Genomic DNA, 14,547 nt, shown 5'->3' on the forward strand with positions numbered 1-14,547 from the left:
ATGTCATTTACTGATATCTATTCGATCACTGGCTCGGCGATGACGGCGCAAACCGTTCGCCTGAACACGGTAGCCAGTAACCTTGCCAACGCCGATGCGGTGTCTGCCAATCCAGATGATGCCTACAAAGCACTCAAACCTGTGTTTGCCACTGTGTATCAAAAAACGCAGATGGCGACGGAAAACGGTGTTTATCCGAATGCGGAAGTGCGCATAGTAGATGTGGTGCAAAACGCAGGTCAGGCAGAAAAACGCTTCGAACCTAACAACCCGTTAGCGAACGACGAAGGCTACGTGTACTACCCAGACATTGATGTGGTGTCAGAGATGGCCGACATGATGTCCGCAACGCGCAGCTTTGAAACTAACGTGGAAGTGCTGACGAATGTGAAAAGCATGCAGCAAGGTCTGCTTCGACTAGGGCAGGGTAACTAATGAGTCTCGCACAATACACAGCGCTCTCTTCTGACGCACCAGTTGCCACTACCGCTAGTGGTGATACCGGCGGCATTTCTGCGAACCCGTCGGATATGAACAGCGCAACGTCACTGCAAAATGAGTTTATCTCGCTCATGGTGGCGCAAATTCAAAACCAAGACCCGCTGAACCCGCTTGATGGTACTGAGTATGTCAGCCAGCTAGCGCAATTTTCGCAAGTTCAAAGTACTGAAAATATGTCGATGCTAATGCAAAACAGCATGGTATTGCTCGACAACATGCAGGTGCTTTCAACGGCTGGTTTGGTTGGTCAAACCGTGTACGTCTCTTCGAATGAATTTGAACTTGGTGAAGGCGTGCAAAGTGGCAAGGTCGAGCTTGAACACGGTTCGAACCAAGTGACATTAGTCGTCAAAGATGAATTCGGCCAATCGACCAAAGTGCCTTTAGGTGCGCACGGTGCGGGTGACGTTGAGTTCTCGCTCAATCCCGAAGAGCTTGGTTTGAAACCGGGTAAATACACCGTTGCGGTGGAAGTTCAAGAAGGGCAAAAGAGCCCAAATGTTTTGCTGGCAGGCACGGTTGAGCAGGTACGTATTCCTAGCTCTGGTGGCGCAGCACTGGTCAATGTTCAAGGCGTTGGCAACGTTCCTTTCTATCAAATCACTCAGTTTGGTGCTTAACCAAATAAGGAAATCAGAGGTTATTTATGAGTTTTAACATCGCACTTAGTGGTCTGGACGCGACCAACACAGAGTTAAACACCATCAGCCACAACATTGCCAACGCATCAACGTACGGCTTTAAAGGTGGCCGCACAGAATTTGCAGCGGTTTACAACGGCATGCAGCCTGGCGGCGTAGAAGTGGCGTCGATTTCTCAGAACTTCGATAAGAATGGTTCGGTGACAGGCACAGGCCGTGCAATGGACTTGGCGATCAACGGCAGCGGCTTCTTCGTGACGAAAGATCACATGGGGCAGATGCTTTACACTCGCGCAGGTGTGTTTGGCACTGATAAGAACAACTTTGTGACCGCAAATAACGGTGCCAAGTTGCAAGGTTACAGCGTAGACAACAATGCGAACCTTCAAACTGGCTCTGTTGGCGACATCAAAGTATCTACTTCTTCACTTAACGCAAAAGCGACCGACAATCTGGACTTTGTGGCGAACTTCGACGCAAGCGCAACGGCAGTCGACCAAGCGATTTACCCATTCGATTCTTCCGATCCAAACTCATTCAACTCTTCTTACACCACCAAGGTGTACGACTCACTTGGTAACTCGCACACAGTCACTCAGTACTTCACCAAGACATCAGATAACGAATGGCAAGTGAATGTGGAAGTTGACGGTGCACCAACGACGCCAGCAACGGCTCAAACGGTTCAATTCAATACCGACGGCACGCTAGCTTCTCCAACGGGTTCTTTCAATGTTGCATTCCCAGCAGCGGGCGCAAACGCAATGAGCATTGATATCAGCTTGAACGGCAGTACTCAGTTTGGCGCTGCGTTTGGCGTGAGCACCAACAACCCGAACGGTTACACCTCTGGTGAGCTTGCGGGCGTTCGAGTGGAAGATAACGGTATGGTTTACGCCACTTACACCAATGGTCAGTCTCAACTGCAAGGTCAGGTTGTGCTTGCGGATTTCGCTAACACGCAAGGTCTATCGAAAGTGAGCGGCACGGCTTGGACACAAAGCTTTAGCTCAGGCGCGCCAATCATGGGTGTTCCGGGGACGGGCACATTGGGTGACTTAACACCGGGTGCGCTAGAAGGCTCTAACGTTGACTTAACCAGCGAACTGGTTGCGCTTATGACGGCGCAGCGTAACTACCAAGCGAACGCGAAAACCATTTCGACCAATGACAAGCTGACTCAAGCTCTGTTCAACGCGGTGTAATGGGAGAGTCGCATGGATAGCTTGTTATTTACTGCCACGTCGGGTGCGAGTCGAGTTCTCAAAGCTCAGCACGTACGTTCGAACAACTTATCGAACGCTGACACCGCAGGTTTCCGTGCCGATATGGAACGCGTTCGCAGCGTTGAGCTACAAGGTGCGGGCTTTGATGGCCGCACCATGGTGGTGACCAACTCAGCCGCAACGCGTTTTGATTCTGGCGACATCATGAAAACCGGTCGTCCTCTCGATGTGGCGATCATGGGCGAGGGCTACCTTACCGTCGAAACGCCAATTGGCAATGAGGCTTACACCCGAGCGGGCAACATCAAAGTCGATACCTTTGGCGCAATGAGCATCAATGGCTTCCCCGTTGTCGGTGAAAACGGACCCATCGTTGTGCCTGATTTTCAGAAGATTGAAATCAGTGAACGTGGCCGCGTATCTGTGATTCCTCCGGGTGGTGGTGCAGAAGTGGAAGTGGGCACTTTGAAAATGGTGAAACCACCAATCAACCAGCTGCAAAAAGAGAGCGACAGCTTGTTGCATAGCGTAGATGGTGTGCCTTTCCCTGCGGATGAAACCGTGCAGCTATCTCCAGAGCACATTGAAGGCAGTAACGTGTCTGCCATTGATGAACTGCTGAGCGTGATGTCGCTGACACGTAACTTCGAAATGCAAGTCCGCATGATGAAAACCGCAGAAACCTTGGCGCAAGCCGGAAACAAATTGATGGCGGCGAGATAACCCTCTCACCAAGGGATTCTCGTCCAAAGGAGATAACCAATGCATTCAGCATTATGGGTAAGTAAAACGGGCATGGCAGCTCAAGATACCAAAATGACTGCCATCTCTAACAACCTAGCGAACGTTAACACGGTCGGCTTTAAGCGTGACCGCGTGGTGTTTGAAGACTTGTTTTACAGCATTCAGCGTCAGCCGGGCGCGCAAGTCGACCAAGTGAATGAACTGCCAAGCGGTGTTCAGCTTGGTTCCGGTGTTCGCGTAGTTGGTACGCAGAAAGTCTTCACTCAAGGCAACACGCAAAACACCACTCAAGAGTTGGATCTAGCGGTGATGGGGCAAGGCTTCTTCCAAATCGAAAACTCTGACGGCCAGATCATGTACACGCGTAATGGTCAGTTCCACATCAACTCAGAGGGTTTGATGGTCAACAGCCAAGGTTTGCCACTAGAGCCACAAATTCAAATCCCAGACAACGCGATTTCGTTCTCTGTGGGTGTGGATGGCACGGTAACAACCACATCGGCTGACGACCCAACGCCGCAGCAACTGGGTCAAATCACACTGGCGAAGTTCATCAACCCAGCCGGTCTAGAAGCCGTTGGCGGTAACTTGTTCCGTGAGACAGAAGCAAGTGGTCCTGCGGATGAATTGATTGCAGGCGAAGACGGAGCAGGCAGCATCAAACAGGGCGCTTTAGAAGGCTCAAACGTGCAGGTAGTGGAAGAGATGGTCGACATGATCACCACTCAACGTGCGTACGAGATGAACGCCAAAGTAGTTTCTGCCGCAGACGACATGCTGAAGTTTGTCGCGCAATCGATGTAAGTAAGAAATTGGTGATGATGAAGGAAAAAGCAATGAAATGGCTTTCGAAGAGTTGGGCAGTTGCCGTCGTGTTGCTGGTGGGATGTGCAGGGCGTCAGGAGTTTATTCCACCTGAGCCAAACACAGAGGAATACGCGCCGCCAGTGCTGGATTACACCTTGCCAGAAGCCAAATCCGGCAGCCTTTATCGTCACCAATACACCATGACGTTATTCCAAGACCGCCGCGCTTACCGAGTGGGTGATGTCTTGACTGTGCAGCTTTCTGAAGAGACCGAGTCCAGCAAGAAAGCAGGCACTCAGTTTGGCAAAAGCTCTACCGTTGATTTTGCTACGCCAACCATTGGCACCAAAACCATAGATGAGTTGGGCGTGAGTATTGATGGCAGTCGTAATTTCGATGGCAGCGCATCTAGCTCGCAAGGCAACAAGTTACAAGGCGCGATCACCGTGACGGTGCATGAGGTACTGCCAAATGGTGTACTTCGCATTAGCGGTGAAAAGTGGCTCCGACTCAACCAAGGCGACGAGTTTATTCGCCTAACGGGCATTGTGCGCGTTGATGATATCAACCGCAGCAACCAAGTGTCTTCTCAACGTATTGCGGATGCTCGCATTACTTATGCTGGTCGTGGCGCATTAGCCGACAGCAACGCAGCCGGGTGGCTGACTCAGTTCTTCAACAGCCCATGGGTACCATTCTAATGAAGCCAATCAACGCATTCTTTACTTCTTTCCTATTGGCTCTGACCTTGGGACTTCCTGCCACTTCACAAGCCGAAGTGGAAATTCCGATCATGGACTTGGTGGATGTGCAGGGCATCCGAGAAAACCAATTGGTCGGTTACGGTTTGGTGGTGGGCCTGGCCGGTCAAGGCGACCGTAACCAAGTGAAATTCACCGCCCAATCGATTACCAACATGCTGCGCCAATTTGGTGTTCAGATTGACGACAGCATGAATCCGAAGTTACGTAACGTGGCTTCTGTAAGTGTTACCGCATCCGTTGACCCAATGGCGGGACCGGGTCAAACACTGGACGTAGTAGTTTCTTCTATCGGCGATGCGAAAAGCTTACGTGGCGGCACGTTACTGCTGACGCCACTGCGCGGTATCGATGGTGAAGTGTACGCCATTGCTCAAGGTAGCGTGGTGGTTGGCGGTTTGTCAGCCGAAGGCAGAAGCGGCTCTAAGGTGGAAGTGAACACGCCAACTGCGGGTCGCATTCCAAACGGAGCTACGCTAGAGCGAGAAATCGAAACCGACTTTAACCAACGCGATGAAATTACTCTGAACTTGCGTAAACCAAGCTTCACAACGGCGAAAAACATCGCCCGTGAAATCAACAATACTTTTGGTCCAAACGTAGCGAAAGCGATCAACAAAGCGCGAGTAGAAATGCGTGCACCAATGGACACCCAACAGCGTGTCACCATGATGTCGATGTTGGAAGAAATGAGCGTGGAAGAAGGCCGTAAACCAGCTCGAATCGTCTTCAACTCACGTACGGGTACAGTGGTGATTGGTAAGAACGTTAAGGTTGGTGAAGCGGCAGTAAGCCACGGCAACTTGACTGTTCGAATCTCCGAATCTCAACAAGTCAGCCAACCGAACGCGTTTGCTGATGGTGAAACCAAAGTCGTGGATCAAACCCAAATCGAAGTAAACGAAGAACAAGCGCAAATGGTGATTTGGCCTCCGGGTACGGAACTGAACACCATCGTCAACGCAGTAAACAGCTTGGGCGCAACGCCAACGGATCTGATGTCGATTCTGCAAGCATTGAACGAAGCGGGCGCACTGAATGCTGAGCTTGTGGTGATTTAAGGAGTTAGCGATGAAGTTAGATACGAGCGGCGATCAAGCTCAACTCAATACCATGCTGTATCACGACAACAGCGCCCTAGCGAGCATCAAGAAAAGCCGCGATCAAGAAGGTGCTCTTGAAGTGGTTGCGGGTCAATTCGAGGCGATGTTCCTACAAATGGTGCTACGCCAAATGCGCAGCAGCAGTGATGTATTGGCCGACAAAGACAGCCCGTTTGCTAGCCAACAACAAGGCGTGTTTCGCGATATGTACGATGGGCAATTGGCGATGGAGCTGGCGAAAAAACAGAACTCTGGTATCGCCAATATGCTGATCCAGCAACTTAGCCCTTCAATGCGAGAAGTGGCGTTCGACCAATCACGGAATGTCTCTCCGGCGAACGATGGAAAAGTGGTCAGCCTTGAACGCATGTCACAACTTGAAAACGATGAAATCGCGATGAAGACCGATGCAGTTAATCCCACACTGCAAGCGGTCGCCTCTGTTAAACAAGTGCTCGGTGAAGCCGGAATGACGACCGCATTTACTCAGCCGCTGATCAGGAAAATGGAGCTGTAAATGAACCTTGTTAATATCGCCCTTTCAGGCTTAAACGCGAACCGTGTGGCGTTGGATGTGACCGCGCAAAACGTGGCAAACATTAATACGCCCGGATACAGCCGCCAACAAGCGCTAACCGCGTCTGTCGGTGACGGTAAGTACAACAAGCTAAGCCCAGGCATGGGTGTTGAAGTGACGAGCATTCGTCGTGTCACTGACCAGTTCTTGGTGAAGCAAACGTGGTCCACCAACAGTTTAGCGGCGTATTCGGCAGGTTATACCACCGCTATGAGCCAGCTTGAGAACACGCTTGGCGCGGATGGATTTAGTGTTTCTGCGGGGTTAGATTCCCTTAATGCTGCGCTTAATGATGCCACAGTAAAACCAGAATCAATCCCATACCGTCAGCAGATCATTAATGAATCGGAAGCGTTGGCGCGTCGTTTCAATACGTTAACTGAGTCCCTTCATAATCAGCATAAAGACATGAGTGACAAGCGCACTGCGGCGTTGAACCATGCCAATAGCTTGATGGCGAACATTGCGGATGTGAACAAGCAGATCGTAGAGATGCAAGGCACGGGCGGCAATCCGGCTCAATTGATGGACACTCGCGATGTGCTGATTGGCGAGCTTTCCCAGATCGTTGAAATCAAAACTACCGATCAACCAGATGGCAGCATGCAGGTGACACTCGCTTCTGGTCAGCCTTTGGTAATGGGTTCGGATTATGGTCAGTTGACAGCGAAGCCAGATCCAAGCGACCCATATCTTGCGGATTTGAGTGTCGATTTCGCCTCGCAAAGCTTTGTCATTGACCACTCGGTAGGCGGTAAGTTGGGTGCGATTAACGATTATCAAACCGATGTGCTTAAGCCAAACCAAGTCGCTTTGGATGACATGGCAAAAGCATTGGCGGATGAATACAACGCTGTGCTGGCGACAGGGCAAGATCTTAACGGCAATCCGGGCAAGCCATTGTTTAGCTACGATCCGGCAAACCCAGCAGCGAGCCTCACCATTACTGATATCAGTGCGGAAGAATTAGCGTTCTCCAGCGATGGCACTCCGGGTAATGCAGATGTGTTGAATGACCTAATTCAACTGAGCAATAAGCCGGTTTCAGTTACTGGCTATGGCTCGCTGAGCTTAAACGATGCGTTCACCGCAATGGTCGGTGAAACGGCAATCAAAGCACGCCAAGCGGAAGCGGATTATGAAGCTAAAGCGGCAATGAACAAACAAGCGCATGCCGCGCGCGACAACGTCAGTGCGGTGAACAGCGATGAAGAAGCGGCGAATCTGATGACATTTGCTAACGCACACAACGCCAACATGAAAGTCATTAGCACCGCTAACAAGCTTTTCGACTCTGTATTGCAGTTATTCTAAAAGGAACCCGAGATGCGAATCAGTGACAGTCAATTTAGCCAAATGATGCTGCAAAGCCTGCAAACCAACAACGCAGGTTTGGGGCATGTTCTTCAACAAATGGCCACGGGTAACCGACTAACCAAGCTTTCTGATGATCCTATGGCGTCGATAAAGCTGCTGAACCTTGAGCGTGAAAACAGCGCGATTGGCCAGTACCAGAGTAATATAGCTAACCTGAAAACCACACTCTCTGCTCAAGAAACCCATCTGGATTCGGTCAACGAGAGCTTGAAGAGTGTGCGTGATTTGGTGCTTTGGGGCGCGAACGGTACATTAACTGATGAAGACCGTAGCGGCATGGTCATCGAACTAAAAAGCTACCGTGATTCGATTGAATCTTCATTCAATGCGCAAGACGAAGAAGGCCACTACCTGTTTTCAGGCACTCAGACGGACACGCCTGCGGTGAGTAATGCAGGCGGTGCGTACCAAGTTGATGGTAACAGCGATAAGCGTGTGGTCACCGTCGCGAAGGGCGTGACCATGGATTCCAACATGACGGCAAAAGAGATTCTGGAACTTGGCGGTGGCGATAACGTATTGAACCAAATCGACGCTTTGATTGCAGAATTTGAGAACCCGAGTCCGAATTTTCAAGCGGAAGTAGACGCTAGCTTATCTGCCATTGATGATACCTTGGCGAACGTGCTGGGGGCGATGACGGAAATTGGTGGCCGCCATAACAACCTTGACTTAATGGACAGCGCGCACGGCGAAAATAAGTTGTTCGTTGATAAGGTGACCAGTGACTTATCGGCATTGGATTACGGTGAGGCGTCAGTACGTTTGAGCAACTACATGGCGGCGTTACAAGCAACGCAAGCTAGCTACGTGAAGATCAACGATCTCAACCTGTTTGATCGTATTTAAGGAAGTTTTGTATGGTGATGAGCACAGTAGAGGTAAGACCCCATAGCATACGCTTAGGAGGGCAAGAACAAGCCTCTATCATGCCAACCCGCTCCGCGGATTCGAGCAGTGCGATTAAGCCGCGTCCTACGCAAATTCAGGCTGACACCGCGTCAGCCTATTCCGTTTCTGGCATTCAGCTTACTCAAGGTCAGCAACAAGCAACAGCGGTGCAAATCGCCTCTAAATCGTTGCAAGTGATCGGTAAAGAGCTGACTCAAATCAAGCGGGGTTTGACCCAAGCTGTCAACCAAGGCGTGCAGAATGTTCCCGGTTTGCAAGAAGGGCTAGTACGTTCTAAAGCTTTGATTCAACAAGTGGTTGAACAGGCACGTTTTGACGGGCAGAAAGTGATTGATAACGAACTGCACCTCAAACTGGATAAAGCGGATATTCGCCGTTTCTCCATTCCCGGTTTGAACGTGCATCGTTTGAGTGAGAAAGCCGAGCAAATCCGTTTAGACTTTCCGCAAGGTCAATCGGTGATGATCCAATTTGATGGTCAAGCCGATGGTGCGCGCACTGTGAAAATGCTCGACCGCAGTTTGATTGCGATGGGCATGCGAGCGTCACTGGCAGAAGACGGCACCATTTTGTTTGAAGCGCGCGATACGGCATATCAACAAATGCAGCAAAAGGTACTAGTGACGGGCGAAGGTCATCGTTTTCCTGCAGGGCAAGCGAATGTTCTGAACCTAAAATCAGAACCGGATGGCATCGCTGAGTTGAGCTTTGATTTAGGCTCTCGTGATGGCATTAAGCAAACCATCGCCAAAGTGAATCAGCATATAAGACAAGTGCAAACCAGCTTGGAAGAAGCCAAAGCGTTTCACGGTGAGTTTAACTCCCAAATGCGCGCTGTGCAGAGCCAATCCAAGCAGTTAAGTGCTGCTGATGTGAATGCGAAACTCGATGGCTTTATGGCCACTTCCGGTCAGTTTAGCTCGACATTCCAAGCGCTGAATGCGCAAGCGAATGTTCGTCGTCATACGGTTGTGGCGCTGTTGAAATAATTCTTTATTTGAAATGGACCCCAGTTGAAATAGCGCAGTAAGAACACTCCAAGATTCCCTTCTCAATTCACCAGTGGTTGCGTAACCCAGAAAAGAGTTGGGAATCACCTTTCTTATCTAAAACTTTATTCCGCTTGCTCGACAGGCTCTGCGACCGAGCGGTGCAGTTTTTGGAATAACCATCCTAATCCAATCAGTGATGCGCCTAGACCCAAGAAGCTGATCGCACGCCAGAAGCCATCCAATGAGCGGACATCCCACAGGAATACCTTAAGCGCGACGCACGCCAGTACGGCTAAGCCAAGGCGTTGAATCGTCATCGCTTTGCGGGTTGCGCCAACCCAAGTCAGTATGCCGCCGACAATCAAACCAGCAATCGAGTAAGTAAACAGCTCTGCCATGCCAGTTGGCTGAGCTAGTGTCATCGAGATAGGTTGCCAGAACTGGCGAATCGACATACCTAGCCAAATGGCTGCCAAGATAAGACCAAAGCTGGCGACCACAGGGCGAGGGATCTGCAACGTGTTCCAACGCTTGTAAGTGGTTACTAGCAAAACAATCGCAGGCAGTAACCAGCCAAGAGACAGCATGTTGAACACAGGCATGGATTCCGCGGAAACATTATTGACCATCAACGGTGATTCAAGGCTATTGAGCAACATCATCAGCACAACAAAAGCGCCCCAAAGTAGATAGCTGTATGCTTGATAGACGCGTTCTAGTTGCTGCGCAAACTGGCTGCGATAGCTGTAAACCAACCCCATCACTAATGCTTGGTTAGCAAACACAATCGCCGAAGTGAAATCGATGTAGCCTAGGTAGCCGTATTGTCCCGTCAGCCAGTAGTTGGTTTGGGTGAACACCGCCATCAAGAACACGTGTAAGAACGCCCCTTCAAACCAATTGGCGAGTTCTGTATCTGAGCGGTGTAACACAGTGCGAGCGTAAGCAAGAATCACCAAAGAAGGCAGGTAACTGATCAGTACCCAAGCCCAATGTCCAGCATTAACAGGCTGCCACTCTGGAATAAACGGTAATAGTGTAAGACGTACGACTAAGATGCCCATGGCGACTTTGACTGCCCAATTCGCAGGGCGGAAAACATTGGCTTGAGTCTGCAACGCCATAACCGCCACTTGAATCGAAATAGCGGTCGTGAGCCATGTGTCATTCAGCCAAACGAAAGCCGTTCCGGCAATGATGGCATGCATGATGGCAGAGCATTCCAGTGCCAGCGCTTTGAACCTTTGTCCTAGTAAGGCGTAGTAAACCGTAATTGCAGCGGTGAAGAGCGTCCAACCTAAAACATGACGGCTCATGAACTCGTAGGTGTAGAGCAGGGTAATCAAGGTCATCGCAGGGGCAAGTACAAGGAAGAGGATGCCCGTTAGTTGAGAGCGGTCACCTGCCAATGTCTGGAATAATGTTCTCAGTGCAATCAACACGATACTGATGCCGAGCGCGAGCAGTACTGGCGTTTGTCCTTCAGCCATGTAGATAGATTCAAGCGCAATAGAAAGCAACATGATCGCGGTAGAAGGCACCAATATCGATGGTAAATAGACTCTTAATGACCAAGTTTTACGAATGGCGGGTAGCCAAATCATGGCAGTAAAGAAGGCATAGAAGTAAATCATCTCAGCGGTATCAATGCTAGACATGCGAGCTAGTGCCGACAGCACTAATAATGTCAGTGCGAGAGCAATACCTGTCGGTGGATGCGTCCATCTGCCTTGGCAATGACGGTAACGCGGTTTGAGCATCCAACCCATTCTTGGCACCGCAAACAGCAGGTACAAACTCAGAGAAAGGAAGATCGCAAGCCATGAGAAAAGTTGCTCTATCGGCATGCTCTCAATCAGCAACAACATCCACAAAACATGCGGCACGGTAATCGATGGTGAAATCCAAGCGTGTCGGATCTTTTGCATCAGTAGCGTTGCGGCAACTGAAATTGCAGTGATGTAGCCAGCGAGTAAGTAATAGTTAGGCTCTGCACCGCCAATCCAAAGTGGTGCTGAATAACCGCCGATTAAGCCGAGCACGGCCATCAAAGGACCTTGGCGTAGAGAAAGCGCTAAGCTCGAAAATGCCGCGCCTGCCAAAATTATCAGAGATGCACTTGGCGATAAGAGTTGATAAAAGACAAACGCAAAGATCACCGTGCAGTAGATGCCAGTTAACCCTGTTCCGGTTATGGCGGCAGGAACGTAAGTAAAGCCTTTCGCTCGTTCTGCTCGGTCTGGGGATTTCTGCTCGCGACGATGGAACCATTCACCTGCTATCACGGTAGCGAAAGAGATAGAGAATGCGATGGTCACGCGCATGATTGGTGAGAACTCAATGTGACTGCCAATCACTTGTACAAGGTAACCACCACCAATCAACATGGCGAGCGCGCCAACCCAAACCAACCAGTTTTCTTGGATGTTGGTCAGCAGTTTATTGGCTTGTTTCTCAAATACCGATTCACTGCTTTGCGCCAGACCACCGATGTGTACTTCATCGAGTGAAGGGAGGCTCGGCTCGACAATTGGCGGTGGTACTTCTTTGGCTGCTAGAGGCGCAGAGGTAGGCTCTGAAACCAATGTTGGACCTGATTCAAGCGTCGGAGCACTAGGTTGTGCGGGCTGTTTCGGAGGCGCCTGTTGTGGTTGAGAAGCGTGTTGCTCGGGTTCTGGAGTCGACGGTGTCTCTCTCTCAAACCAACGCGCGCGCAGTTCTGCCAGTTCTTTATGAAGCTGAGACACTTCGTCTTCGAGTCTCGATACTCGACCGACTGCTTTCAATGTGATGAGTAAGGCGCAAACCGCCAAGATAACCGCCAATGAGATAAACAACTGCTGCACTCCCTGTCCTTGTTTCAGAATCCTTAACTTTGAGCAACTTAGCTAAGCTTAGTTCACTGTGTGACAAGCTAACGGGATATACAACACAGACCGATAATTTTGAGAGAGAGTCGCATATTTGAACGAAAACTGGCGGAGCGTTCACTCTAAACTAATCTTTTTTATAGAGTTAATCGGTTTTGGGCGAAAGCTCACCAGAACAATAACAAATTAGGTGATGATAAATGCAAGTGGGCAACGAAGCACTGGTGCTATCGGCGGTTGGGGTAATAGGTTTAGGTTGTCAGTGGTTAGCGTGGCGAATGCGCTTACCAGCCATACTGTTCTTATTGTTGGCGGGGATCATTGTTGGGCCGATCCTGCAATGGCTTAATCCAGACGACATTCTCGGGGATTTACTCTTTCCCTTAGTCTCTCTCGCGGTGGCGGTGATTCTGTTTGAGGGCAGTTTAACCCTTAACTTTAAAGAGATTCGTGGCGTGAGCGGTTCGGTGTGGAGCATTGTGTCTGTTGGCGCGATCATCTCTTGGGTGGCAACTAGTGTAGCGACGCACTATTTCCTTGATTTTACTTGGGAGCTTGCGATTTTGTTCGCCAGTTTAACCGTCGTGACTGGTCCAACGGTGATTGTGCCGTTGCTGAGAACCGTGCGCCCAAGTTCCAAACTCGCCAATATTCTGCGCTGGGAAGGTATCTTGATCGACCCATTAGGCGCGTTGTTTGTGGTGATGGTGTACGAGTTTATTGTCTCGCACAATGCCGTTAACAGCGTCGAAGTGTTTGGCACCATCATTGCGGTGGGCTTGATCCTCGGTGTCGCTTCTGGTGCTGCGGTGTCTACTGTTTTGCGTAGAGCTTGGCTGCCAGAATACCTTCAGCCCTTTGCGGTATTGATGGTCGTGCTCGGTGTGTTCTCGATTTCTAACCAAATGGAATCGGAAGCAGGCCTACTGACGGTCACCGTTATGGGCATGTGGTTAGCAAATGCAAAGGGCATCAACATTCAGCAAATCCTGCACTTTAAAGAGCACTTAACCATCTTGTTGATCACTGGGTTGTTCATCTTCCTAGCGGCACGCATTAGTCTTGATGATTTTGCGGCGCTTGGTAGCGGTGCGGTGTTGCTGTTTGTTTTCATGCAGTTAGTGTCGCGTCCACTTTCGATTTTCGCTTCAACCATTCGCAGTAATTTGACCTTCAAAGATAAGCTGTTCCTCTCGTGGGTTGCGCCGCGCGGTATCGTGGCGGCGTCCATCTCATCACTGTTTGCTATCAAGCTAACGGAATATGGCATTTCAGAAGCCATGCTGTTGGTGCCAATGACCTTTATGGTGATCATCGGCACGGTGGTGCTGCAAAGTGCGACGGCGCGTCCTATGGCTAAAGCGCTAGGTGTGGCTGAGCCAGCACCAAGAGGTTTCCTACTGATTGGTGCAAACCGAGTGGCGCAAGAGATAGGTAAAGCGCTGGCGAGATACGATCGCAAAGTTCTGCTCACCGATTCAAACTGGGACTACATTAGCCAAGTTCGCATGCTGGGCCTAGACCATTACTACGGTAACCCGATCTCTAGCCATGCTGATGACAACTTGAATCTAATTGGCATTGGGCAAGTGGTGGCACTAACTCCAGACCAACACTTCAATATCATGGCGTGTATGCAATTTGTCGGCGAGTTTGGCGAAGATAAAGTACATTGCCTGCAGAAAACCAAATCTAACGGCAATGAAAAACACTCGGTTGCCGAGGAGTATCACGGCAAATTGCTGATGGGCGGCAACGTCAGTTACACCCAAATGGCCAGTTTGCTGAGCCAAGGTGCAGAAATCAAACACACTAAGTTGAGTGAGAGCTTCACCTACCAAGATTACCTTGAGCACCACAAAGACAATTTGGTGATTCCGCTTTTTCATGTTGAAGAGAAAGGTAAAATTCAATTCTGTGATGATCCGGACCAGTTCACACCACCTACAACCAGCACGGTGGTGGCGCTTATTCAATCCGTCGAGACTCAATAGTCTAAATGACATCTAGAACTGCCACTTTTGGCACATCGGAGT

Annotated in this window: 13 protein-coding genes; 12 read left to right on the forward strand and 1 reads right to left on the reverse strand. The window is 50.1% G+C overall.

What is annotated here, in order from left to right; translation table 11 throughout:
- The 11 genes from flgC to A9237_RS17465 are packed head-to-tail and all read left to right on the forward strand — an operon-like array spanning position 1 to position 9,638.
- On the forward strand, positions 1–435 hold the full coding sequence (gene flgC, locus A9237_RS17415) for a flagellar basal body rod protein FlgC (protein ID WP_005432431.1): 435 nt from the start codon (positions 1–3) through the stop codon (positions 433–435).
- Positions 435–1,121, forward strand: a complete 687-nt coding sequence (gene flgD / locus A9237_RS17420) for a flagellar hook assembly protein FlgD (protein ID WP_078608830.1) — start codon at positions 435–437, stop codon at positions 1,119–1,121. The genes flgC and flgD overlap by 1 nt, the downstream gene beginning before the upstream one ends.
- A 26-nt stretch (positions 1,122–1,147) precedes the next feature.
- Positions 1,148–2,347: a flagellar hook protein FlgE gene (gene flgE, locus A9237_RS17425; RefSeq protein WP_005535960.1), complete on the forward strand. Its 1,200-nt coding sequence runs from the start codon at positions 1,148–1,150 to the stop codon at positions 2,345–2,347.
- Positions 2,348–2,359: 12 nt separating this feature from the next.
- Entirely contained in the window at positions 2,360–3,091 is a 732-nt protein-coding gene (flgF, locus tag A9237_RS17430; protein WP_005435899.1) for a flagellar basal-body rod protein FlgF, read from the forward strand.
- A 39-nt stretch (positions 3,092–3,130) separates the two neighbouring features.
- The gene (flgG, locus tag A9237_RS17435; RefSeq protein WP_005432423.1) at positions 3,131–3,916 is read left to right on the forward strand and encodes a flagellar basal-body rod protein FlgG; all 786 of its coding nucleotides are present in this window, start codon (positions 3,131–3,133) and stop codon (positions 3,914–3,916) included.
- A gap of 32 nt (positions 3,917–3,948) precedes the next feature.
- Complete coding sequence (gene flgH / locus A9237_RS17440; protein ID WP_005435900.1) at positions 3,949–4,620, forward strand: flagellar basal body L-ring protein FlgH; 672 nt, start codon at positions 3,949–3,951, stop codon at positions 4,618–4,620.
- Entirely contained in the window at positions 4,620–5,741 is a 1,122-nt protein-coding gene (locus A9237_RS17445; protein WP_038895878.1) for a flagellar basal body P-ring protein FlgI, read from the forward strand. Before flgH ends, A9237_RS17445 begins: the two co-directional genes overlap by 1 nt.
- Positions 5,742–5,751: 10 nt before the next feature.
- Positions 5,752–6,300 (forward strand): rod-binding protein, encoded by a 549-nt coding sequence (locus A9237_RS17450; RefSeq protein ID WP_078608831.1) that lies wholly within the window; start codon positions 5,752–5,754, stop codon positions 6,298–6,300.
- A complete protein-coding gene (flgK, locus tag A9237_RS17455) occupies positions 6,301–7,674 on the forward strand; it encodes a flagellar hook-associated protein FlgK (protein ID WP_078608832.1) in 1,374 nt (457 codons plus the stop codon).
- Positions 7,675–7,686: 12 nt separating this feature from the next.
- Complete coding sequence (gene flgL, locus A9237_RS17460; protein WP_039842737.1) at positions 7,687–8,586, forward strand: flagellar hook-associated protein FlgL; 900 nt, start codon at positions 7,687–7,689, stop codon at positions 8,584–8,586.
- A gap of 11 nt (positions 8,587–8,597) precedes the next feature.
- A complete protein-coding gene (locus A9237_RS17465) occupies positions 8,598–9,638 on the forward strand; it encodes a flagellin (protein ID WP_078608833.1) in 1,041 nt (346 codons plus the stop codon).
- A 125-nt stretch (positions 9,639–9,763) separates the two neighbouring features.
- Here A9237_RS17465 and A9237_RS17470 read toward each other — a convergent pair whose 3' ends face one another.
- Positions 9,764–12,487, reverse strand: a complete 2,724-nt coding sequence (locus A9237_RS17470) for a DUF2339 domain-containing protein (RefSeq protein WP_078608834.1) — start codon at positions 12,485–12,487, stop codon at positions 9,764–9,766.
- Between the two features lie 224 nt (positions 12,488–12,711).
- Between A9237_RS17470 and A9237_RS17475 the strand changes: the two genes are divergently transcribed.
- Positions 12,712–14,505, forward strand: coding sequence for a cation:proton antiporter (locus tag A9237_RS17475; protein WP_009705027.1), 1,794 nt, complete (start codon positions 12,712–12,714; stop codon positions 14,503–14,505).
- Positions 14,506–14,547 lie beyond the last annotated feature (42 nt).

This window comes from Vibrio owensii, assembly GCF_002021755.1.
Classification (GTDB): domain Bacteria; phylum Pseudomonadota; class Gammaproteobacteria; order Enterobacterales; family Vibrionaceae; genus Vibrio; species Vibrio owensii.